The 26,843-nt window shown below is 69.0% G+C and carries 31 protein-coding genes and 1 pseudogene; 14 read left to right on the forward strand and 18 right to left on the reverse strand.

Annotated features, from left to right (window positions below; genetic code table 11):
- Window positions 1-136: 136 nt before the first annotated feature.
- The 3 genes from Q5716_RS12845 to Q5716_RS12855 are packed head-to-tail and all read right to left on the reverse strand — an operon-like array spanning window position 137 to window position 1,896.
- Window positions 137-523 carry a ubiquitination-like system serine protease family protein gene (locus tag Q5716_RS12845; RefSeq protein WP_305003549.1) on the reverse strand — a complete coding sequence of 129 codons (387 nt, stop codon included), beginning with the start codon at window positions 521-523 and terminating at the stop codon, window positions 137-139.
- Window positions 510-1,676, reverse strand: a complete 1,167-nt coding sequence (locus Q5716_RS12850) for a ThiF family adenylyltransferase (protein WP_305003550.1) — start codon at window positions 1,674-1,676, stop codon at window positions 510-512. Before Q5716_RS12850 ends, Q5716_RS12845 begins: the two co-directional genes overlap by 14 nt.
- On the reverse strand, window positions 1,651-1,896 hold the full coding sequence (locus tag Q5716_RS12855; RefSeq protein ID WP_305003551.1) for a multiubiquitin domain-containing protein: 246 nt from the start codon (window positions 1,894-1,896) through the stop codon (window positions 1,651-1,653). Before Q5716_RS12855 ends, Q5716_RS12850 begins: the two co-directional genes overlap by 26 nt.
- Window positions 1,897-2,023: 127 nt before the next feature.
- On the opposite strand from Q5716_RS12855, the gene Q5716_RS12860 reads away from it, so the two are divergent.
- Window positions 2,024-2,863 carry a PIN domain-containing protein gene (locus tag Q5716_RS12860; protein WP_305003552.1) on the forward strand — a complete coding sequence of 280 codons (840 nt, stop codon included), beginning with the start codon at window positions 2,024-2,026 and terminating at the stop codon, window positions 2,861-2,863.
- 64 nt (window positions 2,864-2,927) lie between these two features.
- On the opposite strand, the gene Q5716_RS12865 is transcribed toward Q5716_RS12860, so the two are convergent.
- A complete protein-coding gene (locus Q5716_RS12865; RefSeq protein ID WP_305003553.1) occupies window positions 2,928-3,419 on the reverse strand; it encodes a hypothetical protein in 492 nt (163 codons plus the stop codon).
- 90 nt (window positions 3,420-3,509) lie between these two features.
- Between Q5716_RS12865 and Q5716_RS12870 the strand changes: the two genes are divergently transcribed.
- Window positions 3,510-4,991: a GDSL-type esterase/lipase family protein gene (locus tag Q5716_RS12870; RefSeq protein WP_305003554.1), complete on the forward strand. Its 1,482-nt coding sequence runs from the start codon at window positions 3,510-3,512 to the stop codon at window positions 4,989-4,991.
- 84 nt (window positions 4,992-5,075) lie between these two features.
- Here the strand turns inward: Q5716_RS12870 and Q5716_RS12875 are convergent, their stop codons facing one another.
- Complete coding sequence (locus Q5716_RS12875; RefSeq protein ID WP_305003555.1) at window positions 5,076-7,250, reverse strand: aminotransferase class III-fold pyridoxal phosphate-dependent enzyme; 2,175 nt, start codon at window positions 7,248-7,250, stop codon at window positions 5,076-5,078.
- Window positions 7,251-7,367: 117 nt separating this feature from the next.
- Here Q5716_RS12875 and Q5716_RS12880 point away from each other — a divergent pair, with 117 nt between their 5' ends.
- The 5 genes from Q5716_RS12880 to Q5716_RS12900 all read left to right on the forward strand — a co-directional run bounded on the left by Q5716_RS12880 (window position 7,368) and on the right by Q5716_RS12900 (window position 9,178).
- Window positions 7,368-8,321, forward strand: a complete 954-nt coding sequence (locus Q5716_RS12880; protein WP_305003556.1) for a TIGR03557 family F420-dependent LLM class oxidoreductase — start codon at window positions 7,368-7,370, stop codon at window positions 8,319-8,321.
- A gap of 24 nt (window positions 8,322-8,345) precedes the next feature.
- Window positions 8,346-8,582: a hypothetical protein gene (locus Q5716_RS12885; protein WP_305003557.1), complete on the forward strand. Its 237-nt coding sequence runs from the start codon at window positions 8,346-8,348 to the stop codon at window positions 8,580-8,582.
- Window positions 8,583-8,644: 62 nt separating this feature from the next.
- Window positions 8,645-8,848, forward strand: a complete 204-nt coding sequence (locus tag Q5716_RS12890; protein WP_305003558.1) for an Rv3202a family protein — start codon at window positions 8,645-8,647, stop codon at window positions 8,846-8,848.
- A gap of 13 nt (window positions 8,849-8,861) precedes the next feature.
- Entirely contained in the window at window positions 8,862-9,020 is a 159-nt protein-coding gene (locus Q5716_RS12895) for a hypothetical protein (RefSeq protein WP_305003559.1), read from the forward strand.
- Entirely contained in the window at window positions 9,017-9,178 is a 162-nt protein-coding gene (locus tag Q5716_RS12900) for a hypothetical protein (protein ID WP_305003560.1), read from the forward strand. Before Q5716_RS12895 ends, Q5716_RS12900 begins: the two co-directional genes overlap by 4 nt.
- Window positions 9,179-9,234: 56 nt before the next feature.
- On the opposite strand, the gene Q5716_RS12905 is transcribed toward Q5716_RS12900, so the two are convergent.
- The gene (locus tag Q5716_RS12905; RefSeq protein ID WP_305003561.1) at window positions 9,235-9,669 is read right to left on the reverse strand and encodes a hypothetical protein; all 435 of its coding nucleotides are present in this window, start codon (window positions 9,667-9,669) and stop codon (window positions 9,235-9,237) included.
- 27 nt (window positions 9,670-9,696) lie between these two features.
- Between Q5716_RS12905 and Q5716_RS12910 the strand changes: the two genes are divergently transcribed.
- The 4 genes from Q5716_RS12910 (at window position 9,697) to Q5716_RS12925 (ending at window position 13,919) form a co-directional block, all read left to right on the forward strand.
- Entirely contained in the window at window positions 9,697-10,413 is a 717-nt protein-coding gene (locus Q5716_RS12910; protein ID WP_305003562.1) for a dienelactone hydrolase family protein, read from the forward strand.
- Window positions 10,414-10,502: 89 nt separating this feature from the next.
- Window positions 10,503-11,900, forward strand: a complete 1,398-nt coding sequence (locus Q5716_RS12915) for an HNH endonuclease signature motif containing protein (RefSeq protein ID WP_305003563.1) — start codon at window positions 10,503-10,505, stop codon at window positions 11,898-11,900.
- Window positions 11,901-11,988: 88 nt separating this feature from the next.
- Window positions 11,989-13,098, forward strand: coding sequence for an LLM class F420-dependent oxidoreductase (locus tag Q5716_RS12920; RefSeq protein ID WP_305003564.1), 1,110 nt, complete (start codon window positions 11,989-11,991; stop codon window positions 13,096-13,098).
- 53 nt (window positions 13,099-13,151) lie between these two features.
- On the forward strand, window positions 13,152-13,919 hold the full coding sequence (locus tag Q5716_RS12925) for a sulfite exporter TauE/SafE family protein (RefSeq protein ID WP_305003565.1): 768 nt from the start codon (window positions 13,152-13,154) through the stop codon (window positions 13,917-13,919).
- 7 nt (window positions 13,920-13,926) lie between these two features.
- Here the strand turns inward: Q5716_RS12925 and Q5716_RS12930 are convergent, their stop codons facing one another.
- From Q5716_RS12930 to Q5716_RS12970, 10 genes and pseudogenes are all read right to left on the reverse strand, one after another.
- Window positions 13,927-14,313, reverse strand: a complete 387-nt coding sequence (locus Q5716_RS12930; protein ID WP_305003566.1) for a Fur family transcriptional regulator — start codon at window positions 14,311-14,313, stop codon at window positions 13,927-13,929.
- Complete coding sequence (locus Q5716_RS12935) at window positions 14,310-15,146, reverse strand: metal ABC transporter permease (protein ID WP_305003567.1); 837 nt, start codon at window positions 15,144-15,146, stop codon at window positions 14,310-14,312. Before Q5716_RS12935 ends, Q5716_RS12930 begins: the two co-directional genes overlap by 4 nt.
- The gene (locus tag Q5716_RS12940; protein ID WP_305003568.1) at window positions 15,143-15,937 is read right to left on the reverse strand and encodes a metal ABC transporter ATP-binding protein; all 795 of its coding nucleotides are present in this window, start codon (window positions 15,935-15,937) and stop codon (window positions 15,143-15,145) included. The genes Q5716_RS12935 and Q5716_RS12940 overlap by 4 nt, the downstream gene beginning before the upstream one ends.
- Entirely contained in the window at window positions 15,937-16,926 is a 990-nt protein-coding gene (locus Q5716_RS12945; RefSeq protein ID WP_305003569.1) for a metal ABC transporter solute-binding protein, Zn/Mn family, read from the reverse strand. The genes Q5716_RS12940 and Q5716_RS12945 overlap by 1 nt, the downstream gene beginning before the upstream one ends.
- A gap of 86 nt (window positions 16,927-17,012) precedes the next feature.
- On the reverse strand, window positions 17,013-17,780 hold the full coding sequence (locus tag Q5716_RS12950; RefSeq protein WP_305003570.1) for a hypothetical protein: 768 nt from the start codon (window positions 17,778-17,780) through the stop codon (window positions 17,013-17,015).
- Window positions 17,781-17,930: 150 nt separating this feature from the next.
- Window positions 17,931-18,077, reverse strand: a pseudogene (locus Q5716_RS15960) (DUF4236 domain-containing protein); the annotation flags it as partial.
- A gap of 74 nt (window positions 18,078-18,151) precedes the next feature.
- Window positions 18,152-19,510 carry a dihydrolipoamide acetyltransferase family protein gene (locus Q5716_RS12955; protein WP_305003571.1) on the reverse strand — a complete coding sequence of 453 codons (1,359 nt, stop codon included), beginning with the start codon at window positions 19,508-19,510 and terminating at the stop codon, window positions 18,152-18,154.
- Between the two features lie 9 nt (window positions 19,511-19,519).
- Complete coding sequence (locus Q5716_RS12960) at window positions 19,520-20,485, reverse strand: alpha-ketoacid dehydrogenase subunit beta (RefSeq protein ID WP_305003636.1); 966 nt, start codon at window positions 20,483-20,485, stop codon at window positions 19,520-19,522.
- An 11-nt stretch (window positions 20,486-20,496) separates the two neighbouring features.
- On the reverse strand, window positions 20,497-21,615 hold the full coding sequence (locus Q5716_RS12965) for a thiamine pyrophosphate-dependent dehydrogenase E1 component subunit alpha (RefSeq protein ID WP_305003572.1): 1,119 nt from the start codon (window positions 21,613-21,615) through the stop codon (window positions 20,497-20,499).
- 4 nt (window positions 21,616-21,619) lie between these two features.
- The gene (locus tag Q5716_RS12970; RefSeq protein ID WP_305003573.1) at window positions 21,620-22,711 is read right to left on the reverse strand and encodes a histidinol-phosphate transaminase; all 1,092 of its coding nucleotides are present in this window, start codon (window positions 22,709-22,711) and stop codon (window positions 21,620-21,622) included.
- A 77-nt stretch (window positions 22,712-22,788) separates the two neighbouring features.
- Here Q5716_RS12970 and Q5716_RS12975 point away from each other — a divergent pair, with 77 nt between their 5' ends.
- A complete protein-coding gene (locus Q5716_RS12975) occupies window positions 22,789-23,184 on the forward strand; it encodes a phage holin family protein (protein WP_305003574.1) in 396 nt (131 codons plus the stop codon).
- Here the strand turns inward: Q5716_RS12975 and Q5716_RS12980 are convergent.
- Window positions 23,165-24,538 carry a hypothetical protein gene (locus Q5716_RS12980; RefSeq protein WP_305003575.1) on the reverse strand — a complete coding sequence of 458 codons (1,374 nt, stop codon included), beginning with the start codon at window positions 24,536-24,538 and terminating at the stop codon, window positions 23,165-23,167. The two genes, Q5716_RS12975 and Q5716_RS12980, sit on opposite strands and share 20 nt — an antisense overlap.
- A complete protein-coding gene (locus Q5716_RS12985; protein WP_305003576.1) occupies window positions 24,531-24,788 on the reverse strand; it encodes a hypothetical protein in 258 nt (85 codons plus the stop codon). The genes Q5716_RS12980 and Q5716_RS12985 overlap by 8 nt, the downstream gene beginning before the upstream one ends.
- 110 nt (window positions 24,789-24,898) lie before the next feature.
- Here Q5716_RS12985 and Q5716_RS12990 point away from each other — a divergent pair, with 110 nt between their 5' ends.
- Complete coding sequence (locus tag Q5716_RS12990) at window positions 24,899-25,423, forward strand: low molecular weight protein-tyrosine-phosphatase (RefSeq protein WP_305003577.1); 525 nt, start codon at window positions 24,899-24,901, stop codon at window positions 25,421-25,423.
- Complete coding sequence (gene purB, locus Q5716_RS12995) at window positions 25,420-26,802, forward strand: adenylosuccinate lyase (RefSeq protein WP_305003578.1); 1,383 nt, start codon at window positions 25,420-25,422, stop codon at window positions 26,800-26,802. Before Q5716_RS12990 ends, purB begins: the two co-directional genes overlap by 4 nt.
- Window positions 26,803-26,843 lie beyond the last annotated feature (41 nt).

Below are 26,843 nucleotides of genomic sequence, written 5' to 3' on the forward strand. Positions count from 1 at the left end.
GCCACCGCGGAAAGTGCTCCTTGCGTTGACGTTCGTCGCGTTCCACGCCCGCGATCTGGGCTTATTGCCCACGCGTGCCCGCACAATTGCACGCCGGTCGGGATCGCACGTGGCGGAAGCTATTCGCGCGTTGCTCCTACCAGCGGCGATGGAACAGCCGTTTCCACCATTGTCTTGGGAACGCGGCGCGGTGATCGTTGATCGCGCGGCGATCAGCGATCTGCGCTCTATTCGTCTGAAGCTCGCTCAGGGGCCGACGCCAGTCGACCTCACCACGGGTGATGAAGTAGTGCGAGTTGCAGGGGAGCGCGGTCGCGGCCACAGAGGGACTGAGGGAGATCTCGCCGTCGAAGCTAACGCGCCACCTTGCCGGTGAGAGCTTGGTCACCACTTCGCCACCGCATCCGCAGGCGCACAGGTGACCCGCTGTCGAATACGCGACGGAGACATAGAGAATGGCAGGCTCCAGCGGCGTCGGAAAGGACTCCACAAATCGAACAATGTAGCGATCAGTCGGCGACATGCAGGTCACCATTCCTGATCTCGTTCAGGTAGAGCTTGAAAACGGTGACGTTGGACGCTTCGTGTGTGGCGTAAAACCCGAGATGTCTCTTCCAACGTATGACTGCCAAGAGTGCGTTCATTGCGTTGAGATCCGCGATCTGGATGTTGCTGCGGTAATCGTCCTCCTCCGGAGCCACGGCAGGCGCTGTGGGCAATGCCGCCAAATCACCAGGGAGGTAGGTCGAAACCTTCGCCAGACCCGTGAGACCGCTATCGCCCTCCCGAAAGCTCATGCCGACATCGATGAACGGAATGTCACGCTCTCGAAGGTGGCGCATGATGTACGGACGCGCCTCAGCGTCGGCGGCCGCAAGGAACACGAACGTGCTCCCGTCTAGAAGGTGCAGATTGTCAGCGGTGAGAGCCACGGGGCGGGCAACGATGCCAGTGTGCATCCGAGCGTACTCGTCCGCGAAGTACTCAGCCTTGTTCCTATGAGAGAAAACGGCATCTCGCGAAGCTGCGCCGGGTGCACGATAGGCGTTGTGCGGCTCTAACTCGTCCCCGTCGATGAGAATGATTTGATCCACCCAGGTCTTGGCAACCTGATCGAGTATGTAGCTGCCGGTGCCACCGATCCCGACGATGGCTACTCTTTGACCACGAAACAGGGTGTTGAGGGTTATCAAGCCAACGCGAGTGGCGTTGGTATCCGGATATACCAACGGAAGGTCGTCCGGAACGACCTGAAACGCACCCTGCCTCGGATCCGCCGCGAGGCCTTCTAGATCATCCCCGCGGGCGAGGACCCGCGCATAGTGCCGCACCTTGTCGTACACACTTGGATACCTATCGCCATGGGGCTTGAAGGACAGCATGTACTTCGCCTGCTCACCGACACCGTAGTCATGAGCTCCAACGCTCCCAAGAGGAGCTTGGTTCTCATCCAAAGGTTCGTCGCCCGCGAACCACATGGTGTGGTCACCCGCATCCGTGACGAGACCGTCGGAGTAGCTAACCGGGATCAGTAGGATGCCGTCGCGTCGAGGCCCGTTGGGTGAACGATAAACGATCCGACGAACGACAAGGTGCCCCTGCTGGAGCACCAGGTCGTAGCCTTCGTCGACTAAACGAGCTATTGCTTGATCAGGAACGGTTGGCGGGTTCGACATCGAAAACCATGCCGTCCTTTACCTCAACAGATTTGCCCGGTCGAAGATCATGGTCCGGACCATGCCCCCTGCTGTACTCCACCGTGGTGAGTGCCGGGTCATAAGGCTGTCCCGGCGCGGCGAGCTCGACCACTTGTTCGAAGGTGATTTTCTTTTCGGACCACGGAAGCGATCGAGTGTTGACGATGATCGTCACAGTCTTGTCCTTGAGGGCTGCCATTTCGATTCCTCCATCATTTTCTGCTCGCGACAAACATTTTCACTTAAGCCACCACAGTAGCGAGCGGCCCCGACATAGGACGGGCTGCCGTACGTTGTCTGGCCGAGCCAACTAGTACATTGCCATCGTGATTCATCTCGAGTCCGAGTCCCCAGCGCAAGCCGCATCCGACATCCGCCGCCAGGGCTACGAGGCAAGCAACGTGCTCGGCTCGGGGCTCGGACTCGTCGACAGATTCAACGCTTATCTCACCTGGGCCGCGCGGGCGACCGCTCAGCTCGCTCAACACCTAGATCACAGGCAACTGAATGAGCTCGTGACCACGCCTCGGTATTGGTCACTTCAAGGGGTGGAACCGATCGCCTATGGGCCGGCGCTGTCCGAGGTCCTGAACAATGAGCTGATCGCCCGCCAGGCTGCGCTCGATGCTGCTGCGCAGGAGATCGACGCTGCAGTTCAGAAGTGGGGCCGATACTCAGCAGTTGTCCTCGACACCAATGTCTTCCTCGAGATTTGGGATCTCGTGGAGCGCATCAACTGGAACCGGAAGCTGGGCGAGTTCCCGCACGTCCCAATCGCGCTCGTACTTACTTCAAAGATGCTCGAGGAGATCGACAACCTCAAGGACCGCGCCCCCTCACAAGCGGCTCGCAGGCGAGCTCGCGAGGCGACCAAGTATCTGGAGAACGAGTTCCCACGAGGACAGTTTCGTCAACTCCGGGGAGAAGCATGGGGTGACATGGAGTCAGCGCTAGGTTGGGTATTGCACCTCGACGCCCTCGAGCATCAGCCCCTCCCCAAGGCCGACTCCGAAATCCTCAGTCAGGCCCTAAAGATCCGCCCGTACGCGGCAGGTATCGCGATCGCCAGCAACGACTCGAACATGCGATTTACGGCGAGGTCTTACAACCTGACCGCCTTCACGGTGAACGCGGATGAAGTCCTCCCGGACAGCGCAGTTCAATAGGTCGGGAACTCGGCAGATTCGGGCGCCCCCTGACAGGGACGGAGATTTAGGCCCCGCACATGTTTTAGTCCCTCTGCGCGGGCTGAGTCTGGCGTCGGGTCCGTGCCGATCGCAAACGGCCCGAACCGTTTCCAAGCCATCCGAACACGCGCATACCTAACCAAACCGTTCCCAGCACGAGGAACGCGAGGACTAGGAGAGCCGTTCCCAGGAAGCTTCCGAGCACCGCCCCCACAAGCACGTTGTACAGTCCATCCGACCACTCGCGAATAGGCTCCCCAAACTCCGAGAGAACGGAGCCGAGCAAGAGGGTCGCGAGAACAAAACCGACGAGCGGCGGCCAGGGATATTGCTGCGCTCGACGAAGCGCGCGAGCATCCTCCTGGCGAATCTGGGCTAGATCGGCGTAAGCCGGGTCGTGGACCGGTAGGTCCTTGAGGATCCTGGAGATTGCTTCGAGGCGCCCGACACGGCTCCGAGCAAAAACGGCGGTTATGACGGCAGTCGCTATTGCACCCAACACCGTTATGAGAGCGATGCCGTATCCTTCGGTCATGCTATGAGGCTAGGGCCGCTACTCGTGGTCGGGCTAGGGTCTTCCCTTCGAGAGCCTCAGGGAACCGCGGTAACCACTACCCTCTGTCTCATGCGCCGCGCATCCCTCGTCTCCGCACTCGCCATCGCCGCCATCGCCGTCACCGCCGCAGCATCCGCGACAGGGGCCGCTACCGCCGCCCAGCCCGGCGAGCTCACCGGCCTCGAGTACGTCGCCCTCGGCGACTCCTACCAGGCGGGCTTCGGCCTCGAGCCGTACTCCACCACCACGCCGTTCACCGGCAACCCGAACGGCTGCTACCAGTCGCAGGACGACTACCCGAGCCGGGTCGCGGCATCCCTCGGCCTCGACGTCACAGACCAGACCTGCAGCGGCGCGGTCACCGCGAACATCGGCTACCCCGACGGCGTCACGTTCACGAACCCGCCCGCCGCGCAGCCGCTCCCCGCGCTCGCCACGGGCGACGAGCTGCAGGTGACGCTCGCGGGCCTCACCGTCCCGGAGCTGCAGAAGGCCGGGCTCAGCGACTCCACCGCGGTCGTCACGGTGGGCATCGGCGGCAACGACCTCGGGTTCTCCCACATCGCGGAGGCGTGCATCCGCACCGGGGTCGACCCGTCGAGCGAGCCCGTCTACCTGGCACTCGAGCTGGGCATCAGCGTGCCCAACTGCGCCGACTACTTCGGCGACCCGACGACCTACCCCACCGCGGACCTCTTCACCCGGATGACGGATGCCGTCGCCCCCCGCATCGACGGAGTGCTCGACGCCATCGCCGAGCTCGCCCCCAACGCGCAGGTGTTCGTCGTCGGCTACCCGATGGTGACCCCCGCGGACGCGACGAACGCGTGCTTCACCGACCCCACCACCCCCAACTCCGTGCCCTTCTCCGGGACCGACCTCGAGTTCATCCACTCCGTCGAGATCGCCCTCGACGGGGCGCTGCAGACCGGGGCGGAGGAGCACGGGTTCCACTTCGTGACGAGCTGGGCGTCGTCCGCGAACAACACCCTGTGCTCCGCCGAGCCGTGGATCTGGGGCCTCACTGCCTACGAGAACAGCCAGCCCACGTGCGACGCCAACTACCTGCCGGTGCTGAACGGCGAGATCTGCGTCGAGCTCGGCGCCCTCCACCCCACCGCGGACGGCATCGCCAACCTCGCCCGACTCACCACCGCGGCGGTCGACTCCGCGTTCTTCGTGGAGCCGGCGAGCGCCTCCGTCGCGGTGGGGGCGGGCACGAGCATCCGGGGCGGCGGGTTCCAGCCGGGCGAGACCGTGCTGCTGCGACTCACCTCCGGCAGCCGCATCGTCGACTTGGGAACGGCGACCGCCGACGCATCCGGCAGCTTCACGAAGTCGGTGACGCTCCCGGCGGGCTCGCCCACCGGTGCCGTCACCGTCAGCGGAACCGGCGCCACCTCGGGCCGCTCGTTCAGCTCGCCGCTGCAGGTGTCGCCCGCGCTCGCCGCCACCGGAACGGATGCCGCGGCTCCCGCCGCGCTCGCCGCGGCCCTCCTCGTGCTGGGGGCCGCCGCGCTCACGCTAACCCGCCGCCGCCGCGCCGCCTGAGGCCGGACGGTTGCGCCGAGTGTTCCGAAAGTGCCGCTTGGGGAGCCCTCATAGCGGCACAATCGGAACACTCGGCGACAAGCACTACTCCGGCGGCGCCGGCACCCGCACCCCGGACCCCCACCCGATCTCCCAGCCGCCCGCGGAATCGAAGTAGTCCGCGAACGCGATGGGGAGCGCGGCGTGCTCTTCGACGAGTGACATGAGCTCGCGGTACCACTGCACGTAACCCGGATCGGCCGCAGGCGCGAGGCCGGGGGAGAGCGTGAGCAGGTGGTCGGCGACCGCGTCCGGAGTGGTGGCGGCCGAGACATCCCGGCCGGCGACGTCCGATTCGTTGCCCGTCGTGTAGCCCAACAGGTCGTCGGAGCCGGCGCGGACGTGGACGCGCCAGTACATCCCCGACGGGCTCATGCCCGGCAGCGCGCGCACCTGCTCGAAGCCGCGCTCGTGGAGCACGCGCACCGCCTGCAGGATCCGCAGCGGGGTCGCCCGCCACAGCGCCGCCTCGAGGGCGCGCGCCATCTCGTCGTGCGGGGTGACGAAGCGGATGTCGCGCACCGCCGTGCCGGATGCCGCGATGCCGTCGAACCCCGCCTGGATCGCGTCCTCCCGCGGCCAGCCGTAGATGCCCGCACTGATGAGCGGGAACGCCACCGACACCGCACCCAGCTCGTCCGCCCGACGCAGGGCGTTCGCGTAGGCGCTCACCAGCTGGTCGCGGGTCCCCCGACCGTAGACGGGCCCGACGGCGTGGATGACCCAGCGCGCCGGCAGGTCGTGCGCGGTCGTCCAGCCAGCGCCGCCCACCGGCAGCCCCTCGGGGAACCGCTCGACGCACTCCTGCAGGAGGCCCGGGCCCGCCGCGCGGTGGATGGCGCCGTCGACGCCACCGCCGCCGCGCATCTGCGGGCTCGCGGCGTTGACGATCGCGTCGACGTGCTGCTCGGTGATGTCCCCGCGGATCACCCGGATGCTCGTGCGCGGCCGCGGCAGCACCTCCCGGTACTCCGCGATGAACCCCTGGATCGCGGTGACCAGTCGGTCGCAGTCGGCGTCGGTGATCGGCAGGCTCAGGGCGATGAGGCCGCGCTGCGCGATCCAGAAACCGTGGTGCACCAGGTGGAGGAAGAGCAGCTGGCGCAGGCGCGCGTCGGCGGCCGCGGCATCCTCGACCCGGTGGATCGGGCCGGTCACGAAGTGGAGGTTCAGGATCGATCCGAGACCGCTCGCGTGCATGCTCACGCCCTCGCGGGCGAAGAGCTCGTTGAGGGCCGTGCGGAGTCGGTCGCCGCGGGCGTTGAGGTCGGCGAGCGCGGCATCCGTCAGCACCTCGCTCAGCGCGGCGACGCCCGCGGACATGGTGAGCACGTTGTTGTTGAACGTGCCCGCGTGGGAGAGGTGGCCGTTCCGGGTGGGGTCGAAGTAGGCCATGATGTCGGCCCGGCCGCCGAACGCGCCGAACGACATGCCCCCGCCGAGGTACTTGCCGAGCGTCATCAGGTCGGGCGTCGGGGCGGGCCGCGGCAGGCGCGACGTCATCACCTCGTCGAAGATCAGGAGAGCCTTTGCGGCGGATGCCTCCTCCCGCAGCATCTCGAGGAAGCCCGGGTCAGCCGGGATCGCGCCGCCCGACCCCAGCATCGGCTCCACGAGCACGGCCGCCAGGTCGCCCGCGTTCTCGCGGATCCGCTCCCGCGTTCCGGCGAGGTCGTTGTAGTCGGCGAGCACCCACTCGTGCGGCACCGTCAGCGGGCCCGGCTTCTCCCCGAACGTGAGCACCCCGCCGTGGTAGCCGCCCCGGAACACGAGCACCTTGCGTCGCCGCGTGTACTCCACGGCGGTCGCGAGGGCCATGAGGTTCGCCTCCGTGCCGGAGTTCGTGAATCGCACGAGCCCGAGGCCGAACCGCTGGGTGAGAAGCGCCGCGAGCCGCTGCTCGAGGTCGTTGTGCCCGCCCAAGTTGATGCCGCCATCGAGCGCCCGCCGGACGGCGTCGAGGATGCGCGGCTCGCTGTGACCGAACAGGCCCGCCGTGAACTCGCCGAGGAAGTCGGTGTACGTGTGCCCGTCGAGGTCGGTGAGCTCGGCGCCGTGACCGCCGGCGAACGCGAGCGGGAACGGGTCGTGGAAGAGCACCGTGCGGGTGTTGCCGCCGGGGAGCGACTGCCGGGCATCCGTCCACCGCTGCCGGCTCGCGGGGTTCGCGGCGGTGAAGCGCTCGGCGGCGGAACGGAGGGCGCTGTCGAGGCTGGGCATGGTTCGAGGGTAGCCCCGCATGCTCCGCGCGACCCGGGGGAGCGGGCATCCGTAGCAACACATCCCTGGGCGTTCAACCCCTAGTTCCCCGCGGCGTGCGCGACGAGCGTGGAACACATGCAGATCGGCTACAAGCTCGCGACCGAGGGTTTCGCGCCCACCGAGATCATCCGCCAGGCCGTCGCCGCCGAGGAGGCGGGCTTCGACTTCGTGGAGCTCAGCGACCACTACCACCCGTGGCTCGAGGAGCAAGGCCACAGCGGATTCACGTGGTCGATGCTCGGGGCGATCGCCGCCCGCACCACCAGCGTCGGCCTCGTCACCGGCGTCACGTGCCCGACGATGCGGTACCACCCGGCGATCATCGCCCAGGCCGCGGCGACCATGGCGCTCATCTCCGACGGGCGCTTCACGCTCGGGGTCGGCTCCGGCGAGAACCTCAACGAGCACATCATCGGGGCAGGGTGGCCGGTCGTGAGCCGCCGCCACGAGATGCTGCGCGAAGCGCTCGAGATCATCCGACTCCTCTGGTCGGGCGGCTACCACAGCTACAAGGGCCAGTACCTGCAGCTCGAGGATGCCCGCGTCTGGGATCTCCCGACCGAGCTGCCCGAGATCGCCGTCGCCCTCAGCGGCGAGGCATCCATCGCCGTCGCGGCGGAACTGGGCGACGGGATGTTCGCCGTCGAGCCGCGGGCCGAGCTAGTCGACGGCTTCCGGGAGCAGGGCGGTGCGGGTTCCGTGTACGGGGAAGTGCCGCTCGCGTACGCCGCGACCGAGGAGGAGGCGCTCGCCCCGCTGCGGGAAAAGGAGCGCTGGGCGCTCGCCGGGTGGAAGGTGATGGCCGAGCTACCGAACCCGGTCAACTTCGACGCGGCCTCTCAGACGGTCCGCGACGACGACCTGCTCGAGGCGTTCGCGTGCGGGCCCGACGTGGAGAAGCACGCCGCGGCCGTGGGGTCGTTCGTCGACGCCGGGTTCGACCACCTCGTGCTCCACAACTCCGGCCCCGACCCGGACGCGTTCTTCGAGTTCTTCGCGACCGAGCTGCGGTCGCGGATCACCGAGTAGACCGCCGCAGAGAAGGAGACCACCATGCCTGGTTACGAGAACGCCGACCTGCCCGCCGAGGGCGAGCTCGCCCCGGTGGACGGGGCCGCCGAAGACCGCGATCCCGCCATCGAGGAAGACCTCGAGGCCGAGCGCGAAGCCCTCGAGGAGGTCGACATGGGCATCTCCGACGAGGCCCAGCCCGACAGCCAGGGCGAGGAGCCGCTCGACGCCGAGCTCGGGCCCGACGGGCAGGGCGACCTCGCGCCGGAGGACATCTAGCGCGGCCCGCGCCGTCGATCAAGCCCCTAGCCGGAGCATCCGGGCCGACGCATCCTTGAACCATGGCTGAGTTCGATCGAGACCCCGTCCCCGAGGCCGACCGCCTCGAGCAGGAGCGACCCGAGGTCGAGAGCGACCTCGATCCGGAAGCGGCGGTGGGCACGGATGCCCGCCTCCCCGACACCGCGGAAGCCGATGTCGCCGACGTGCTCGAGCAGTCGACCGAGGTCACCGCCGACGACGACTACCCCACCGAAACCGAGTGATCAGGAGGAACTGATGGACACGGAGAACACCACCACGCCCGACTACGGGCACGCCCCCGTCGCGGCGGCGGAGGCCGAGCTGCACGACTTCGGCTCGCCCGACCTCAAGGCCGAGGACCACACCGCCGACCACAAGGCCTTCCAGGACCACGACTTCGGGGCCGACCGATGAGCGAGCAGGACCCCGCCGGCGAGCCCGCGTCGGTCGTCACCCCCGAGGAGCTCGCCACGTCGCTCGAGCGCGATCCCAAACGCGCGGAACCGGATGCCCCGGACGGCCAGTTCGACTCGCAGGACATGCCCACGACCGACGGGGAGCCCGCGGAATAGGTGCTCGTGCGTCGGCTCCTGCCGCGAGTGTTCCGATTCGGTCGTTATCGCAGGGACTATTCCGACAATTTCGGAACACTCGGCGCGCGCCGCCGCCGCGCTAGCGTGATTGACGACCCCAGGTAGAGAGCGGCGAGCGCCGCGTACTCGACCAGGGAAGTCGCCCACGCCCATCCGGGTTGCGCGAACAGGAACAACACCGCTTGGGCAGCTCCGAAGAGGAATAGGGGCCCCAGGAGGAATCCCGCCCGTGGCCGTGCCGTCATCCTCCACCAGGGTCGAGGCACTACCAAAAGCTCCTCACGGCCGCGGAAGATCCGGGTGCCGTAGTAGATCCACCCGAACTCGAGGACCGTGGCGAGCGTCTGCAACATCGGCTCGGGCAGCAGCGGAGCAGCCAGCCACACCAGTCCGAAAGTGAGCAGCCAGCAGCCCACGATGTACAGCGCCTTCCACCGCTTCAGGATGAGTCGCAACGGCCTGGTGTGCATCCCGCTCCCGTCTGCAACAATCGCCCCATGGCGCCGACGCTTCAGGATGTCACGATCAGCCCCACCCTGCGCGCTCTCGTGGGTGTGCCCGACGGCAGCGGGCCGTGGCCGGCGGTGGTCGTGGTGCATGAGGCCTTCGGCATCCTGCCCGAAATGCGGGAGCAGGTGCAGCACCTGGCACACCTCGGCTACCTCGCGGTCATGCCCGACCTCTACACCCAGGGCGGCATGCGCAAGTGCATCGGGGCGACGTTCCGGGCGCTGCGCAGCGGGGAGGGCAAGGCGTGGCGCGACCTCAAGGCGGCCCGCTCCTGGATCGGCGAACGCGACGACACCACCGGGGCGGTGGGCGTGATCGGCTTCTGCATGGGCGGGGCGTTCGCGCTGCTCGCGGCGACGCGCGGCGACTACGACGTGGCATCCGTCAACTACGGCATGCTGCCCGCCGACCTGGACGTCGTCGAGAGCTCGTGCCCGGTGGTCGCGAGCTTCGGCGCGAAGGACCGCACGCTGAAGGATGCCGCGGCTCGCCTCTCGGCCGCGTACGAGAAGCACGGGGTCGCCGCCGACGTGCGCGAGTACCCCGACGCGGGTCACGCGTTCCTGAACTCCCGGATGACCGGACCGAGCATCCTCCACCCGCTCATGCGCGTCGCGGGTATCGGCCCGAACCCGGCCGCGGCTGCCGACGCGTGGCAGCGCATCACGGCGTTCTTCGACGCGCACGGGCTGGAGCGGGGCTAGCTGCCCGTCGCGAAGCCGACTCCTCCGCTGCCGCGGCACGACTGTGGATAACTAGAACATATCTTCTAATGTCTACGTAGACTGGGGTCATGCTCTCCAGCCCCGACACCGCCGCGACTGTGGTCGTGCTGCCGTCTCTCGACGGTCTCGCCGGCGTGTCGGATGATCGGCTCCTTGAGCTTGAGGCGGAGATCACAGCGGCCCGCCGACGCGTCGACGCGCTCACGGTCACCATCGTCGCCGAGCTTGTCCGCCGGTCGGATCCGGCTCTCGGCCACGACGGCCTCGCCGCGCGGCTCGGAGCGGGGTCGCCGGAGAAGGCCATTCAATCCCTCGGCGGGGTCTCCCGCACCGAGGCGAGGGATCTCGCGACGGTGGCGGCCGCCGCAGCGGACCCCTGGCTCGAGCCAGTGGATCGCGCTCTCGCCGAGGGCTCGCTGTCCGTGGCGTCGGCCGCGGCGATCGCATCGGGCCTGGGGGCTCCTACGGCGGATGTCGCTCCCGACGACCTGCTCGACGCCGCGGTCGAGCTCGTCTCGCTCGCGGACTCCGCCTCGCCGGAATCCCTCGCGAAGTCGGCGCGACAGCTCCGCGAGCAGTTGGATGCCGCCTCCGTCGCCGACCTCGAGGAGCACCGCCGATCACGGCGCTCCCTCACCTGGCACCAGCAGGCCGACGGGATGACGCGACTCACCGCGCTCCTCGACCCGGAGTCCGCCGCGATCCTCACCGGCGCGCTCGACACGGCCCTGTCCCCGCGTCGAGGCGGCCCCCGGTTCGTCGATCACGACGAGCGAGCGGCGGCAGACGCCCTCGCGGCCGACCCGCGAACCACCCCGCAAGTCGCACTCGACACCCTCGTCGACCTCGTGCAGGTCGCGGTCCGGGTAGCCGGGTCGGATGACGCGGCTCGCCGCATCCTCGGCTCGCGGTCCCCCGCGGTGCGCGTGCACGTGCAGCTCACCGATCTCGAGCGCAGAGAAGGCTCCGCCTGGTTCGAGGGTCAGAGCGCCGGCGTCTCCCTCACGACTGCCGAGAAGCACATCTGCACCTCGGGCGTGCTGCCCATCCTCTTCTCCGGAAGTCGCGCGATCGACGTCGGCGCGGCACAGCGACTGCATAGCAGCGCACAGCGCGTGGCCCTCGCAGCGGAGTGGGGAGGGTGTGCCTGGACGGGCTGCGGCCGACCACCGAGTATGACCGAGGCTCACCACATCGAAGCCTGGAACGGTCGAAATACCACCCTCGCGAACGGAATCCTGCTCTGCCGATTCCATCACCACGAGTTGCACGCGAACGGCTGGTCGATCGGGCAGCAAGACGGCCCGGGCGGAGAACGGGAGCTCTGGTTGCGCCCACCGGTGGACGCCCCAACGCGGGTACAGCAGCAGCGCCTGTATCCCCGCGTCGCCACCGCAGCCCGCGTTGCCACCGCAGCCCGCGTCGCCACCGCAGCCCGCGTCGCCACCGAAACCCGCGCCACCTAGGTCCAGCCCACGCCGGGCGGGGTCAAGGTTGCGCCACGCACTGCGAGGCCTGTCTATGCTGAAACTCCCCACCAACGGAGGTCACCGCGTGAAGCTCGGCTACGGCGTCGGCTATTGGAAGCAGGGCCCTCCCGCGGGCGTCCTCCGTGCCATCCGCACCGCCGAGCGCCTCGGCTTCGATTCGGTGTGGACGGCCGAGGCGTACGGCTCCGACGCGTTCACCCCGCTCGCGTGGTGGGGGTCCCGCACGAGCCGCATCCGGCTCGGCACGGGCATCGCGCAGCTCTCCGCCCGCACTCCCACGGCGGCGGCGATGGCGGCCCTCACCCTCGACCACCTGTCCGGCGGTCGCGTGATCCTCGGGCTCGGAGCATCCGGTCCGCAGGTCGTCGAGGGCTGGTACGGGCAGCCGTACCCGAAGCCGCTCGCGCGCACTCGTGAGTACATCGACATCGTCCGCCAGGTGTGGGAGCGCGAGGCGCCGGTCACTTCCGACGGCCCCCACTACGCCCTCCCGTACCGGGGCGCCGACGGCTCCGGGCTCGGCAAGCCCCTCAAGGCGACCGTGCACCCGTTGCGCCGCGACATCCCGATCTATCTCGCCGCGAGCGGCCCCAAGAACACGGCCCTCGCCGCCGAGATCGCGGACGGCTGGCTGCCCTTCCTCCTCTCCCGCAAGGGACTGCAGGATGCCCGCGCCCACCTCGAGGAGGGCTTCGCCCTGAGGGCTGCCGAGCGTGCTCCGCGCGAGCACTTCGAGGTGGCACTCCAGCTGCCCGTCATCCCGCATCCGGACGTCGAGACTGCGGCCGACATGGTGCGGCCGCTCATCGCGCTGTACGTCGGCGGCATGGGCGCGAAGGGCGCGAACTTCTACCGCGACGCGATCGACCGCCTCGGCTACGAGGAGGTGGGGGAGAGCATCCAGGAGCTCTATCTCGCCGGCCGGAAGGCGGAGGCGGCGGCCGCGGTGCCGACGCGGCTCGTCGAGGAGATCGCGCTCATCGGGCCTCCGGAGAAGATCCGCGACGAGCTCGCCGAGTGGGAGGAGTCGGTCGTCACGACGATGGTCGTGCAGGCCCCCGCGTTCGCGCTGCGCACCATCCGCGACGTGCTGCAGGGCGGGTCGCTCACTCGCGCGAAGCTCGGTGCGCTCGCCTTCGCGTACGCGACGCGTCGTCAAGGCGCGCGGGCCTAGTCGCGACAGACCGCCAGCGCAGCGCCTCCGCGGCCCGGGTCTAGGCTCGATGGGTGACCCGTCGCATCCTCGGCCTCGTCGGCATCGGCCTCATCGGCGGCTTCCTCTCCGGGCTGTTCGGTATCGGCGGCGGCATCCTCATGGTCCCGCTGCTCATCCTCATCCTCAAGGTCGACCAGCGGCACGCGAGCGCGCTGTCCCTCGCGGGCGTCCTGCCCGCCGCGATCGTCGGGTCGATCACGTACGCGGCATCCGGAACCGTCGACTACCTGGCGGCGGCGTTCATCGCTGTCGGCGGCATCGTCGGCGCGCTCATCGGAACCCGCCTACTGCGCACCATCCCCCTCGGCTGGCTGCGGTGGATGTTCGTGGTGCTGCTGCTGCTCGTCGCGGTCCGCATGTTCCTCGAGCTGCCCACCGCGGCGCACCAGGGCGTGACGGTGGTGTCGGCGCTGCTGCTCGTCGCCCTCGGGTTGGTCGTGGGCGTGGCATCCGGGCTCTTCGGCATCGGCGGCGGCGTGCTCATCGTGCCGGCCCTCGTGAGCCTGTTCGGCTTCGACCCGGTGATCGCGAAGGGCACCTCGCTGCTGTCCATGATCCCGACCTCGATCTCGGGGACGATCAACAACTGGCGCGGCAAGCTGGTGAAGCCGATCGACGGTCTCGTGATGGGGTCGGCGGCGGCGCTCGCCTCGTTCCCGGGGGCGCTTCTCGCGCACGTCATCCCGGCGCGGCTGTCGAACGTGCTGTTCGCGATCCTCGTGGTGGCGGCCGCGCTGCAGCTCGCGTGGCGCGCGTGGAAGCTCCGCGCGAAGGGCTAGCGCCGGCTCAGCGCGAGCAGTCCGCGCACAGCCCGAACACGTCGACGATGTGGTTCGGCTGCGTGAACCCGTGCGAGGCGGCCACCGACCGCGCCCACTCCTCGACCTCGTCGGCCTCGATCTCGACGGTCAACCCGCAGTTGCGGCAGATCAGGTGGTGGTGGTGGCTGCCCGGGGTGCACGCGCGGTAGAGGCTCTCGCCTTCCTGCTGCAGCGAGTCGGCCTCGCCCTCGACGGCGAGGTCGGCGAGCGCCCGGTACACGGTGGCCAGGCCGATGGATGACCCGGCATCCCGCAGCGCGGAGTACAACGATTGGGCGCTCACGAACCCCTCCCGCTCACCGAGGGCCTCGCGCACCGCCTCTCGCTGCCAGGTATTGCGCTTCGGACTCACGATTCCACCCTACGCCGGGCACTTCTGCGCCAGCCCACGAGCCTGCACGCGAGGTAGATCGCGAACGAGATGCTCGTGATGAACGGGCTGATCGGCAGCGACGTCGGCAGCGCGAGCAGGATGCCCCCCACCGCCGACACGAGCCCGAACGCCATGCTCAGCACGGGCACGAGCACCGGGCTCGAGCTCACTCGCAGCGCCGAGGCAGCCGGGGTCACCAGCAGGGCTAGCACGAGCAGCGCGCCGATCACCTGAACCGAGACGGCGACCGTGAGGCCGAGCAGCAGCATGAATACGAGGCTCAGGGTGCGACTCGGCACGCCGCGCGCCGCGGCGACCTCCGGGTCGAGGCTGTCGAACGTCAGCGGCCGCCAGATCACCACGAGCACGGCGAGCACCGCGACGCTGAGGCCCAGCAGCAGTCCGAGCTGGTCGAAGTCGACGGAGATGATCTGCCCGGTGAGGAGGCCGAACTTGTTGCCGGAGCGTCCGGGGTAGAGCGCGAGGAACAGGATGCCGAGCCCGAGCCCGAAGGGCATGAGCACGCCGATGATGGAGTTGCGGTCGCGGGCTCGGGAGCCGAGCATCCCGATGATGGCGGCCGCGATGAGCGACCCGACCACCGAACCGGCGACCACGTTCACACCGAGCAGCAGGGCCGCCGCCGCACCCGCGAAGGAGAGCTCGCTGATGCCATGGACCGCGAACGCCATGTCGCGCTGCATCACGAACACGCCGATGAGCCCGCCGACGATGCCGAGCACGGCGCCGGCGAGCACCGACGCCTGCACGAGCTGGAGGAGGGCGCCGTAGTCGCTGAAGTCGAACGTCATCCGTCGACCCCCTCGTCGTGGTGGTGAGCCGACTCGATGCCGCCCGCGACGAACACGCGCCCGTCGCGACGGAACACCTCGACGGGCGTGCCGTACAGCGCACTCAGCACGTCGGACCGCAGCACCTCGTCAGGCGCCCCGATCGTGAAGCGGCCCTGCGCGAGGTACAGGATGCGATCGACCATCCCGAGCACCGGGTTCACGTCGTGGGTCACGAACACGACGGCCGTGTCGTGCTCGCGCCGCTGCCGGTCGATGAGTTCGGCGACGCCGCGCTGGTGGGCGAGGTCGAGGCTCGTGAGCGGCTCGTCCGCCAGCAGGAGGAGCGGATCGGATGCTGTGGCCTGAGCCACGCGCAGCCGCTGCTGCTCGCCCCCGCTCAGGTCGCCCATCGGCCGATCCGCGTAGCGGGACGCGCCGACCGCCTCGATCGCGGACTCCGCCCGCCTCCTCGTCGCGGCGCTCGTCACCGGCAGCCCGAAGCGGTGGCCGGCGATGCCGAGCGTCACGAGGTCGCGTCCGCGCAGCGGCGTACCGGGGGCGATCATCCGCTGTTGGGGGATGTAGCCGATGCGCCGGTCGCCGCGCCGCACCGGCTCGCCACCGATCAGGATGCTCCCCTCGTCGAGCGGCTGCCGCCCGAGTATCGCGCGCAGCAGGCTCGTCTTGCCGGAGCCGTTCGAGCCGAGCACGGCGAGGAACTCGCCCGGCTCGACGGCGAGGTCGAGGGAACGCCAGAGGGTGCGCCCGCCGAAGCCGAGCGCACCCTGGGTGATCTGGAGGGCGGGCACTACGTCAGCGCCGCCTGGATCGCGTCGAGGTTGGCGGTCATCCACGAGACGTAAGTCTGCCCGTCGGGGAGCGTCTCCGTGAAGTCGAGCACGGGAACGCCCGCGTCCTCGGCGGCCGCCCGCACCCGCTCGGTCTCGGGGCTCGCGGTCTGCGAGTTGTAGGCGAGCACGACCACGGCGTTGTCGGCGAAGAGGTCGAGCGTCTCCTGGAGGGCGACGGGCGGCACATCCGCGCCCTCCTCGATCGCCTCGGTGAACGCCTCGGGGGTGAGGTTGTCGAGCCCGACCGCGGCGAGCAGGTAGGCCGGCACGGGCTCGGTCATCGCGGCGCCCTGGCCCTCGAGCGCGGTGTGCAGCTCGTCGGCGCGCGACTCGAGCGACTCGATATCGGCCGCGAGGGCCTCGGCGTTCGCGGTGTAGGTGTCCGCGTTGGCGGCATCGATCGCGGCGAGCTCCTCCGCGATGTGTTCGACGACGTGCACCATGCCGTGCAGGTCGTACCAGACGTGCTCGTTGAAGCCCTCGATGTGGTCGTGGCCGTCGTGGCCGTCGGCGGGCTCGTCGGTGTGGTCCTCGGCGGGCTCGTCCGCGTGGTCATCATCCGCGTGGTCCTCGTCCAGGAGCCCGGATGCCTCGACCGCTTCGATCACGGGAGCGCTCGTGCCCGACGCCTCGACGAGCGTCTCCATGAACGGGTCGTAGCCCCCGCCGTTGAGGATGACGAGGTCGGCCTCGCTCACGGCGAGCTGGTCGCGAGCGGATGCCTCGAAGGAGTGCGGGTCCTGGTTCGCTCCGGTGATGATGCTCGTAACGTCCACGAGGTCGCCGCCGATCGTCGCGGCGAGGTCGCCGTACACGTTGGTGGAGGCGACGACGGAGAGGCGCGAGTCATCCCCACCGTCGGTCGGGGCGGGAGCCGAGCATCCGGCGAGGAGCAGGGCGGATGCGGCGAGCGCGCCGATCGAGCCGAGTGCGGGGGAGGTCTTCATGCTGTGCTTTCTAAACGGTGATAACCGTAATGAGATTCGTTATCAATAACGTAGCACACGTGCGGGACGTCGGATCACCCTGCGTTCTAGACGGAGCGGTCGAGCGCCTTACCGGCGAGGATCGCGTCCGTGAACGCGTGGAGCCGCTGGACGGATGAGGCCTGGATGTCCCACCGCAGCCCCGTCGAGCTTCGAAGCTGAGTCTCCCCGTACAGCATGACCGGAATCACGCGGTTGTCTTTGAAGCGCTTATCGGGACCGCCCTTCGCGTTGACATACCGCCAGGTGCGATCGACTTGCTGAGCGTCGCTGGGGACAGGGCCGGACTCGATGAACCGAGTCGTATTGAAGTGCGCGCTGAGGTACTGGTACGACACGTCCGAGAACTTCTTCCCGTCACGGACGAGTATCCGGTCGGGGAGAAAGTAGATCCCCAGCGACTTAAGTTCCAATGCCGGGATAGCGACGTTCGTGACAAGCCACCTCGGACCCCCGAGCTGCACTGTCAGATCCTGACGGGTGACGATGTGGCTGGCGCCAGCGTTGATTTTGTGCTGATAGGCGGTTTGTACTTGACCCGATTCGGAGAGCCGCCAGAGCCGTTGGCTCGCCCTCAGATCTGTCGCGGTGGTCACCAATGCGTCGTACCAACTGGCGGCTTGGTCATTGACGTCGTAGAAGACGACGGCTGAGCGCCTGGCCTTGTCCCAGAGAAAGAGCCACCAACAGACCGGAACGGCCAATCCCCAGACGATCAGACCCCAGGGCATCGTGATCAGCCCGAGGAGGAAGAGCGCTATCGTGGCCGGCCACGCGACCGGCAGCCGAGAGCTCGCATCGTTGAGCTCTCTCACCAACTCACCCGGTCCTGTCGGAACGAGCTCCGTAACGGCCGCGCCGGTAATGTCCTCCAGTTGCACGGATTGCGGGGCCCAGGACTGGATCGGCGCTGGAGGACTCGGAGGCAACGGCCCACCCGCCCCCACCGCGCTTCGGTAGTGAAGACCGCCTGCGCCAAGGCTCACATAGTTGCCCCGGGGCCCGCTTCCGACTCGGAAACCGGGGACCCCGACGCTCACGCCGACACCGCTTTGGCTCAGGTTGAAGCGGAAAGGCCCCGCTTTGAGCGACTTCCGAACATAAAATCCCATGAACACTCCTCACTAAAGAGTGTCTTAGGTGCTTGCTGCTGTCGTCTACCCCACGTTCGCGCCACAGGCGCGAATCAGTCCAAGAGCAGCGCCGGCTCCTCCATCACCGACGCGACGTCGGCGACGAAGCGCGACACGACATCCCCGTCGACGACGCGGTGGTCGAAGCTGCCCGCGACGGTCGTCACGAACCGCGGCCGCACCTCGCCGTCGACCACCCACGGCTTCTGCTTGATGGTGCCGAGCGCGAGGATGCCCACCTCGCCGGGGTTGAGGATCGGCGTGCCGGTGTCCATACCGAACGAGCCCAGGTTGGTGATCGTGAACGTTCCCCCAGCCATCTCGGCCGGCTGCGTCTTGCCGTCGCGCGCGGTGATCGTCAGCTGCTCGAGCGACTGCGCGAGATCGCGCAGGGAGAGAGTGTGGGCGTCCTTGATGTTCGGCACGACGAGCCCGCGCGGGGTGGCCGCCGCGATGCCGAGGTTCACGTAGTGGTGGACCGTGATCTCCTTGTCGGTGAACGTGGAGTTGACCATCGGGTTTCGGCGCACCGCCCAGATCACGGCCTTCGCCGCGATGAGCAGCGGCGAGAGGCGGATGCCCGCGAAGTCGGGGGAGTTCTTGAGGCGCTTGACGAACTCCATCGTTCGGGTCGCGTCGATGTCGACGAAGACGCTCACATGCGGGGCGGTGAACGCGCTCTGCGCCATCGCGGTCGCGATCGCCTTGCGCACCCCCTTCACCGGGATGACCTCTTCGCGCTCCGCACCCCACTCGGGCGTCTCGATGTTGCGGAACACGCTCGCCTGCTGCGCCTGACGGATGACGTCGTCGCGCGTGATCTCGCCAGCGAGACCGGTGGCGATCACCGTCGACAGGTCGACGCCGAGGTCCTTGGCGAGCTTGCGGATCGGCGGCTTCGCGATGATGACGGATGCGAGTGCCGCGGGCACGCTCGCCGGCCGCGGCGCCGGAGCCGGCGGCGCGGGGGCCGCGGCGGCCGCGGGTGCTGCGCTCGCGCCACCCCGACGGCGGCGGGACGCGCCGTGCCCGCCCGCGCCGTACCCGACGAGGTTCGCGACCTTCTCCTCCGTGGCGACGGTCGCGGCCGTGGCGGCGATCGCCTCGACCTCCTCCACTGCGGCGGACGGGACCCCGGGGGCCGCGGCGGGCGCGGCGGGAGCCGCAGCATCCGCACCGTCACCGGCGACCGAGATGATGGGGGTGCCGACCTCGACCGTCTGCCCCTCCTCGACAAGCAGGGCGTCGACGGTGCCGGCGAACGGCGACGGGAGCTCGACGAGCGACTTCGCGGTCTCGATCTCGACGAGCACCTGGTTGACGCTCACGGAGTCGCCGGGCTTGACCTTCCAGGCGACGATCTCCGCCTCGGTCAGTCCTTCACCCACGTCGGGGAGTCTGAACTCGGACATGCGCGCTCCTTAGTAGGCCAGGGCCCGGTCGACTGCCTCGAGCACGCGGTCGGCGTCGGGCAGGTAGACGGATTCGAGCTTCGCGGGCGGGAACGGGGTGTCGAAGCCGGCGACCCGCAGCACCGGCGCTTCGAGGTGGTAGAAGCAGCGCTCGGTGATGGTCGCGGCGATCTCGGAGCCGACGGACACGAATCCGGGCGCCTCCTGCACGACCACGAGGCGACCGGTCTTCTGCACGGATGCGACGATCGGCTCGAAGTCGAGGGGCGAGATCGACCGCACGTCGACGACCTCGATGCTCGTGCCCTCCGTCGCGGCGATGTCGGCGGCCTGCAGGGCGAGCGAGACACTGGGGCCGTAGGCGACGAGTGTCACCTCGGTGCCCTCGCGCACCACGCGGCTGGAATGCAGGGGGATGCCCGCGCTCTCCGTATCGACCTCGCCCTTGGGCCAGTACCGGCTCTTCGGCTCGAAGAACAGCACCGGGTCGTCGGAGGCGATCGCCTCCTGGATCATCCAGTATGCGTCGTGCGGGCTGCCGGGGCTCACGACCCGGAGGCCCGGGGTGTGCGCGAAGTACGCCTCGGGGCTCTCCTGGTGGTGCTCGACGGCGCCGATGTGGCCGCCGTAGGGCACGCGGATGACGACGGGCATCGTCATGGCGCCCTCGTGGCGGTAGGTGAGCTTCGCGAGCTGGGAGGTGATCTGGTCGAAGCCGGGGAAGATGAAGCCGTCGAACTGGATCTCGCACACCGGCCGGTACCCGCGCATGGCGAGACCGATGGCAGTGCCGATGATGCCGGACTCGGCGAGCGGGGTGTCGAGCACGCGCTTCTCGCCGAACTCGGCCTGCAGCCCCTCGGTCACGCGGAACACGCCGCCGAGGCGACCGATGTCCTCGCCCATGAGGAGCACTTTGTCGTTGTCGGCCATCGCGCGCTGCAGGCCGGCGTTGAGGGCCTTGGCCATGCTCATCGTCTCGATGCTCACGACTGACCCCCTTCGAACGACGCCTCGTAGTCGGCGAGCCAGCGCTCCTGGGCCTGGACGAGCGGGTGCGGCTCGGAGTACACGTTGCGGAAGACCTTGTCCGCCGGGGGTGCCTCGAGCGCGAGGGTGCGGCGGCGAACGTCGGCGGCGAGATCCTCGCCCTCCTGAGCGATCTCCGCGAAGAAGGCGTCGTCGGCGCCCTGGGCGCGGAGGTAGTTCTCGAACCGAATGATCGGGTCGTTCGCGGTCCAGAACTCGAGCTCGCCCGGCTCGCGGTACTTGGTCGGGTCGTCGCTCGTGGTGTGCGCGCCCATGCGGTACGTGAGCGCTTCGATGAATCGGGGGCCCTCGCCGGAGCGCGCCGCGTCGAGGTTGGCGGCGGTCACGGCGTAGCTGGCGAGGACGTCGTTGCCGTCGATCTGGATGCTCGGAATCCCGAACCCTGCAGCCCGCAGGTACAGCGGGGTGCGGGACTGGCGCGTGACGGGCACCGAGATCGCCCAGTGGTTGTTCTGCAGGAAGAAGACCTGCGGCGTCTGGTAGCTGGCCGCGAACACGAGCGCCTCGCTCACGTCGCCCTGGCTCGTGGCGCCGTCGCCGAAGTAGACGATGACGGCCTCGTCGGTGTCGGGGTTGCCGGTCGCCGTCGTGCCGTCGAACTGCATTCCCATCGCGTAACCGGTGGCGTGCAGGGCCTGCGAGCCGATGACGAGGGTGTAGAGGTGGAAGTTGTTGGTCTTCGCCGGATCCCAGCCGCCGTGGCTGATGCCGCGGAGCATCTCGATGATGGTGATGAGGTCGAGGCCGCGGATGCGGGCGATGACGTGCTCGCGGTACGCGGGGAAGATGTGGTCCTGCGCCTTGGCGGCGAATCCGGAGCCGACCTGCGCTCCCTCCTGGCCGACGCTCGGGATCCAGAGGGCCAGCTGCCCCTGCCGCTGGAGGTTGCTCGCCTCGACGTCGAAGCGCCTCATGACGACCATCTGACGGTGGAACTCCCGCAGCTGCTCGTCGCTGAGCGCCTCGATGAGGGGCAGGTACTCGGCGGTCTCTTCGCTCGCGACGAGCTCTCCCGCCGGGGACAGGAGTTGTAGCGTCGCCGGGGTGTAGGCCATTGCTCTAATCTAACCCGCTGGTCGAAGCCGCCGTTTGGTGCAGTGAGACAACCTCCGCCGCGGCCCTTAGGAGTTTCTCGACAGCCTCGTGCTCGCCGATGCTGACGCGCACGCCTTCGCCGAGCGCCCGCACGATGATGCCGTACGACTCGAAGATCTCCGCGGCGCGAGCCGTGTGCTCCCCGGTGGGGAGCCACACGAAGTTGCCTTGCGGGGTCGGGATGCTCCACCCGATGTCCGCGAGGCCGCGGGTCACCTCGTCGCGGAGTGCCGCGAGCTCCCGCACCCGGTCGAGCAGCTCGGGCTCGTTCTCGAGGGACGCGAGAGCCGCGCGCTGAGCGGGCTCGGTCACGGAGAGGGGGATGGCGACGGCGCGCGCAGCATCCATCACGTACTCCGGCCCGACGGCGTAGCCGACTCGCAGACCCGCGAGGCCGTACGCCTTGGAGAATGTCCGGAGCACGACGAGGTTGGGGTACTCGTGGATGACGCGCTCCCCGCGCACGGCGTCCGGGTCGGTCACGAACTCGGCGTAGGCCTCGTCGAGCAGCACGAGGACGTGCGGCGGGACTTCGGCCATGAATGCGGCGAACTCGTCGTGGGTGACGACGGTGCTCGTCGGGTTGTTGGGGCTGCAGACGATCACGGCGCGCGTGCGGTCGGTGATCGCCGCGGCCATCGCGGGAAGGTCGTGCCGGGCGTCCGCGGTGAGCGGGACCTGGATGCTCGTGGAGCCGGCCGTGGCGACGAGCAGCGGGTACGCCTCGAAGCTGCGCCACGCGTACACGACTTCGTCGCCGGGAGCGCTCGCCGCGGAGATCAGCTGGGCGATGACCGAGACGGATCCGGCCCCGACCTGGACCTGCTCGGGCGAGACCCCGAACTTCTCGCCGATGCGGTACCGCAGTGCGGCGGCTGACGCTTCGGGGTAGCGGTTGACGCTGCTGAGGGCGATGGCGTTGAGCACGGCGGGCAGCGGGGGGTACGGGTTTTCGTTGGACGAGAGCTTGAAGGCGTCCTCGGCCGCCGTCCTGCCCTGACGGTAGGGCACGATCGACTCGATCTCGGGGCGGAGGCGCACGCGGTCGCTGGTCACCGGTCAAGCCTATTCGCGCGGGCGGCGCCCGCGAGGCGTCATTGCCAGTGGCTGCCCGCGCGGGCATAGTGGACCGCATGAGCTTCGTACTGCGTGTCCTCATCAACGCCCTGGCCCTGTGGCTGACGACCCTGATCGTCGCCGGCGTCAAGGTCGTGCCGTACCCGCCGGCCGAGACGCTCGAGACGGTGCTCACGTACCTCCTCGTGGCGCTCGTCTTCGGAATCGTGAACGGCATCATCGGCAACTTCATCCGCATCGTCGCGTTCCCGCTGTACATCCTGACGCTCGGCCTGATCTCCCTCGTCGTGAACGGGCTCCTTCTGCTCCTCGTGGCGTGGATCTCGAGCCTCACCGGCTTCGGCCTCGTCGTCGACGGTTTCTGGTGGGGAGTGCTGGGCGCTCTCGTGCTCGGCCTCATCAGCTGGCTCATCGGTGTGCTCCTGCGGCCCCTCACGAAGAAGGGCCGCTGACCCGATCGATCTCGTAGGCGGTGCGCGACACGAGCACGCCGCCTTCGGTGAATCCCGCCACGCTCGCGGCGGCGCCCGCGAGCGTGGCGTCCGGGTCGGAGTCCATCAGCCGCGCGGTCTCGAGGTAGCCCTCGACGCGGTGCCCGGGCATGAGCTCGGATCCGTCGAACTCCATCCCCTCCGTCGCATACCGCTGCACGAGGACCGCGTGCGTGTTGTCTTGACGGCCTCCCAACGCGGCCACGAGGTCGTCGGTGTGCTCGACGAGAACGGTCGGCACCGACTCGGGCAGCGGGATCTGCCCGGTCGGGCCGCCGAAGGTCACGAGCCCCCGCGCATCGAAGTCTCCGGATGACACGAGCCGCGCCGCCGTCGCAGCGCCTTGCGAATACCCCGTGAACTGCACGGGAGTGTCCGCATCCAGACCCGCCTCCCGCATCGCCGCCCGCACCGCTTCGGCGGAGCCACTGCTCTCGCCCGCCGCGTTGGCGATGTTGCTCGCCATGTCCCAGGGCTGGCCCTCCACCCACGGGTCGAAGTCGACCGTGCCGGCGATGTAGACCTCGGCGCGGATCTCGCCGTCGGGCATCTCGTACTTCTCGATCGTCACCTGCGGCCCTCCGCGCGTGAAGGGGTCGGGCACCCGCGAGAGTCGATCCACGAATCCGCTCGGTGCGGGAGCGCTCGGCAGCGCCTGCTGGCTCGCCACACGAACGTCGGGGGCCGGGCGCATGCCGATGAGAGCCCCGACCGCGCCGAGCGCGCCGGCGGCCGTCGAGAGCCCCGAGAGTCCGAGGCCCTGGTCGCCGAGCAGGGCGGCGATCGGTGCGGGGATCCCCGCCCGAGCCATCAGCGCATCGTCCGCGCCCATCACGCCCGCGCGCACCGCCCCGACGACCGTCGGGTCGCTGAGGAGCCGGTTGCGGTCCGCGGGGGACAGGAGCGCGACACCGGTCACCGAGGTAGCGGCGAGGGGCGCGAGCAGGGGGGCGAGCATCCCGCCGAGGGTGCCGAGGCCGTCGATAGCGCCGCCGAGCAATCGCCTCGCGCCGAATTCCACCGCCGAGTAGCCGTCGGCCGCTTGCGAGAGGGCCCAGGAGAAGAACTGCGCCTGCAGCTCGGCCTGGTGGAGGAACATGACGGCGCGGTCGAGGTCGACCTCGGCCCGCTTCGCGTCGGCCGGGGCGTCGCGCAGCTCGCCCCACGTGAGCAGTCCGTCAATGGCTCCGAGTTCGGCACGCAGCGACGCCGACTCGCGAGTGAGTGACTCGAGCTGGGTCGCGGCCCCGACGAGCTCGTCGGTGATCACGGAGGTCGTCTCGCCGCCGCCCGAGATGGGGAGGCCGTCAGGCACGGGAATTCACCTGCCCGAGCGCCGAGGCCGTGTTGCCCCGAGCGGAGTGCAGCGACGCGACCGCCTCGTCGAGCGCGGCAGCGATCGACTGCATCGCGGTCTCGAAGGCCCGGCGAGCGCTGCCTCGCCACGCGCTCGTGGGAGGGGGCACGAGTTCCGCGCGCATGCGCTCGGCTCGGGCGACGACGAGGGCGAGTTCGCGGTACTGGTACTCGAGGGCGGCGGCGAGGGCGGCATCCTGGGGAGTCATCGCTCCAGCGTGCGATCCGCGGTCGACTGGACGACAGCCGCGGCCGCGATCGGGGGATTGTTCACCGATCCGGGCCTGTGGTGGGGAGGGGTTCCGCGCCACAATGGAGCATGACGTTCGAGCGGGCTTTCGGTGAGTCGGCGCTCTTCCGAATCTGCTTCGTGTGCACCGGCAACATCTGCCGGTCGCCCATGGCGGAGACCGTGTTCAAGGCCATGGTCAAGCAAGCGGGGCTGGAGAAGGGCATCGGGGTGATGTCCGCCGGCACCGGCGACTGGCACGTGGGCGAGCCATCCGACGACCGCACGCTCGCCGCCCTCGCAGCGCGCGGCCACAACGGAAGCGGGCACCGGGCGCGCCAGTTCGACCCGAGTTGGTTCGCCGACCTCGACCTCGTCGTCGTCTTCGACCGCAGCCAGGAGCGCATCCTCAAGGCCTGGGCGACCAACGAGGCCGACCGGTCGAAAGTACAGTTACTACTGAGCTTCGACAGCGATCAGGCCCCCCTGGTCGACGTGCCGGACCCGTACTACTCGGACGCCGCGCTCTTCGACCAGGTCCTCGGGATGATCACCCAGGCGTGCGCCGCGCTGTTTCGGCAGATCAAGCCAGCAATCCGACAGGGAGTCACATGAGCCTGCCCGACCAGCCCCTGAGCCCCCTCGACGGCCGCTATCGCGCGGCCGTCTCGGCGCTCGGCGACCACCTGTCGGAGGCGGGCCTCAATCGGGCGCGCGTGCGCGTCGAGGTCGAGTGGCTCCTCTACCTCACCGACCGGGAGCTGTTCGGCAGCCGCCGTCTCGACCACGAGCAGGCCCGAACGCTGCGCGAGTTCGCGGCAGACTTCGGGTCCGAGCAGATCGACCGGCTCGCCACCCTCGAGGCGACAACCCGCCACGACGTCAAGGCCGTCGAGTACCTCGTACGCGAGAAGCTCGCCGAGCTCGGTCTCAACTCGATCGCCGAGCTCACGCACTTCGCGTGCACCAGCGAGGACATCAACAACCTCTCCTACGCCCTCACCATCTCGGCCGCCGTGCGCGACGTGTGGCTGCCGAAGTTCCGCGCGGTCATCGAGTCGCTGCGCGGGATCGCGGTGCGGTACCGGGATGTCTCGATGCTCTCCCACACGCACGGCCAGCCCGCGACGCCCTCCACCATGGGCAAGGAGTTCGCCGTCGTGGTCTACCGGCTGGAGCGCATCCTCGCCCAGATCGAGGCGACCGAGTACCTCGGCAAGTTCAGCGGCGCGACCGGCACCTTCGCGGCGCACCTCGCGGCAGAGCCCGGGCTCGACTGGCCGGCGATCTCGCAGGAGTTCGTGACATCCCTCGGCCTCACCTGGAACCCGCTCACCACCCAGATCGAGTCGCACGACTGGCAGGCCGAGCTCTACTCGCGCATCAGCCACGCGAACCGCGTGCTCCACAACCTCTGCACCGACGTGTGGACCTACATCTCGATGGGCTACTTCCGGCAGATCCCGCAGCCGGGCGCGACCGGGTCGTCCACGATGCCGCACAAGATCAACCCCATCCGGTTCGAGAACGCGGAGGCGAACCTCGAGCTGTCGAGTGCCCTGCTCGATTCGCTCGGCGCGACGCTCGTGACATCCCGTCTGCAGCGCGACCTGACCGACTCGACGACCCAGCGCAACGTCGGCGTCGCGCTCGGCCACTCCCTCCTCGCCCTCGACAACATCGAGCGCGGGCTCACCGAGATCGACCTCGACGAGGCGGCCCTCGCCGCCGACCTCGACTCGAACTGGGAGGTGCTCGGCGAGGCGATCCAGACGGTCATCCGCGCCGAGGTCGCCGCCGGGCGCAGCTCGATCGCCGACCCGTACGCGATCCTCAAGGAGCTCACGCGGGGCAAGCGAGTGGGGCAGGCGGAACTCGTCGAGTTCATCGACGGCCTCGACATCGGCGACGAGGCGAAGGCGCGGCTGCGGGTCCTCACGCCCGCCGGTTACGCGGGGCTCGCGAGCGACCTCGTGCGGTACGTGGAGAAGTAGCCCCGGGAACCCTGTTTCTCAGGAATACCCCGTCGCCGAAT

Origin of the sequence: Antiquaquibacter soli, assembly GCF_030580675.1 — a bacterium.
Classification (GTDB): domain Bacteria; phylum Actinomycetota; class Actinomycetes; order Actinomycetales; family Microbacteriaceae; genus Rhodoglobus; species Rhodoglobus soli.

Bases quoted from the DNA above. Each gene is read 5' to 3' on its own strand.
- Q5716_RS12900 (WP_305003560.1), top strand. From the start codon at position 9,017: ATGAGCGAGCAGGACCCCGCCGGCGAGCCCGCGTCGGTCGTCACCCCC.
- purB (WP_305003578.1), top strand. From the start codon at position 25,420: ATGAGCCTGCCCGACCAGCCCCTGAGCCCCCTCGACGGCCGCTATCGC.
- Q5716_RS12960 (WP_305003636.1), bottom strand. From the start codon at position 20,485: ATGAGCATGGCCAAGGCCCTCAACGCCGGCCTGCAGCGCGCGATGGCC.
- Q5716_RS12870 (WP_305003554.1), top strand. From the start codon at position 3,510: ATGCGCCGCGCATCCCTCGTCTCCGCACTCGCCATCGCCGCCATCGCC.
- Q5716_RS12955 (WP_305003571.1), bottom strand. From the start codon at position 19,510: ATGTCCGAGTTCAGACTCCCCGACGTGGGTGAAGGACTGACCGAGGCG.
- Q5716_RS12905 (WP_305003561.1), bottom strand. From the start codon at position 9,669: ATGCACACCAGGCCGTTGCGACTCATCCTGAAGCGGTGGAAGGCGCTG.
- Q5716_RS12845 (WP_305003549.1), bottom strand. From the start codon at position 523: ATGTCGCCGACTGATCGCTACATTGTTCGATTTGTGGAGTCCTTTCCG.
- Q5716_RS12865 (WP_305003553.1), bottom strand. From the start codon at position 3,419: ATGACCGAAGGATACGGCATCGCTCTCATAACGGTGTTGGGTGCAATA.
- Q5716_RS12855 (WP_305003551.1), bottom strand. From the start codon at position 1,896: ATGGCAGCCCTCAAGGACAAGACTGTGACGATCATCGTCAACACTCGA.
- Q5716_RS12910 (WP_305003562.1), top strand. From the start codon at position 9,697: ATGGCGCCGACGCTTCAGGATGTCACGATCAGCCCCACCCTGCGCGCT.
- Q5716_RS12990 (WP_305003577.1), top strand. From the start codon at position 24,899: ATGACGTTCGAGCGGGCTTTCGGTGAGTCGGCGCTCTTCCGAATCTGC.
- Q5716_RS12890 (WP_305003558.1), top strand. From the start codon at position 8,645: ATGGCTGAGTTCGATCGAGACCCCGTCCCCGAGGCCGACCGCCTCGAG.
- Q5716_RS12975 (WP_305003574.1), top strand. From the start codon at position 22,789: ATGAGCTTCGTACTGCGTGTCCTCATCAACGCCCTGGCCCTGTGGCTG.
- Q5716_RS12885 (WP_305003557.1), top strand. From the start codon at position 8,346: ATGCCTGGTTACGAGAACGCCGACCTGCCCGCCGAGGGCGAGCTCGCC.
- Q5716_RS12945 (WP_305003569.1), bottom strand. From the start codon at position 16,926: ATGAAGACCTCCCCCGCACTCGGCTCGATCGGCGCGCTCGCCGCATCC.
- Q5716_RS12895 (WP_305003559.1), top strand. From the start codon at position 8,862: ATGGACACGGAGAACACCACCACGCCCGACTACGGGCACGCCCCCGTC.
- Q5716_RS12935 (WP_305003567.1), bottom strand. From the start codon at position 15,146: ATGACGTTCGACTTCAGCGACTACGGCGCCCTCCTCCAGCTCGTGCAG.
- Q5716_RS12965 (WP_305003572.1), bottom strand. From the start codon at position 21,615: ATGGCCTACACCCCGGCGACGCTACAACTCCTGTCCCCGGCGGGAGAG.
- Q5716_RS12850 (WP_305003550.1), bottom strand. From the start codon at position 1,676: ATGTCGAACCCGCCAACCGTTCCTGATCAAGCAATAGCTCGTTTAGTC.
- Q5716_RS12875 (WP_305003555.1), bottom strand. From the start codon at position 7,250: ATGCCCAGCCTCGACAGCGCCCTCCGTTCCGCCGCCGAGCGCTTCACC.
- Q5716_RS12985 (WP_305003576.1), bottom strand. From the start codon at position 24,788: ATGACTCCCCAGGATGCCGCCCTCGCCGCCGCCCTCGAGTACCAGTAC.
- Q5716_RS12880 (WP_305003556.1), top strand. From the start codon at position 7,368: ATGCAGATCGGCTACAAGCTCGCGACCGAGGGTTTCGCGCCCACCGAG.
- Q5716_RS12915 (WP_305003563.1), top strand. From the start codon at position 10,503: ATGCTCTCCAGCCCCGACACCGCCGCGACTGTGGTCGTGCTGCCGTCT.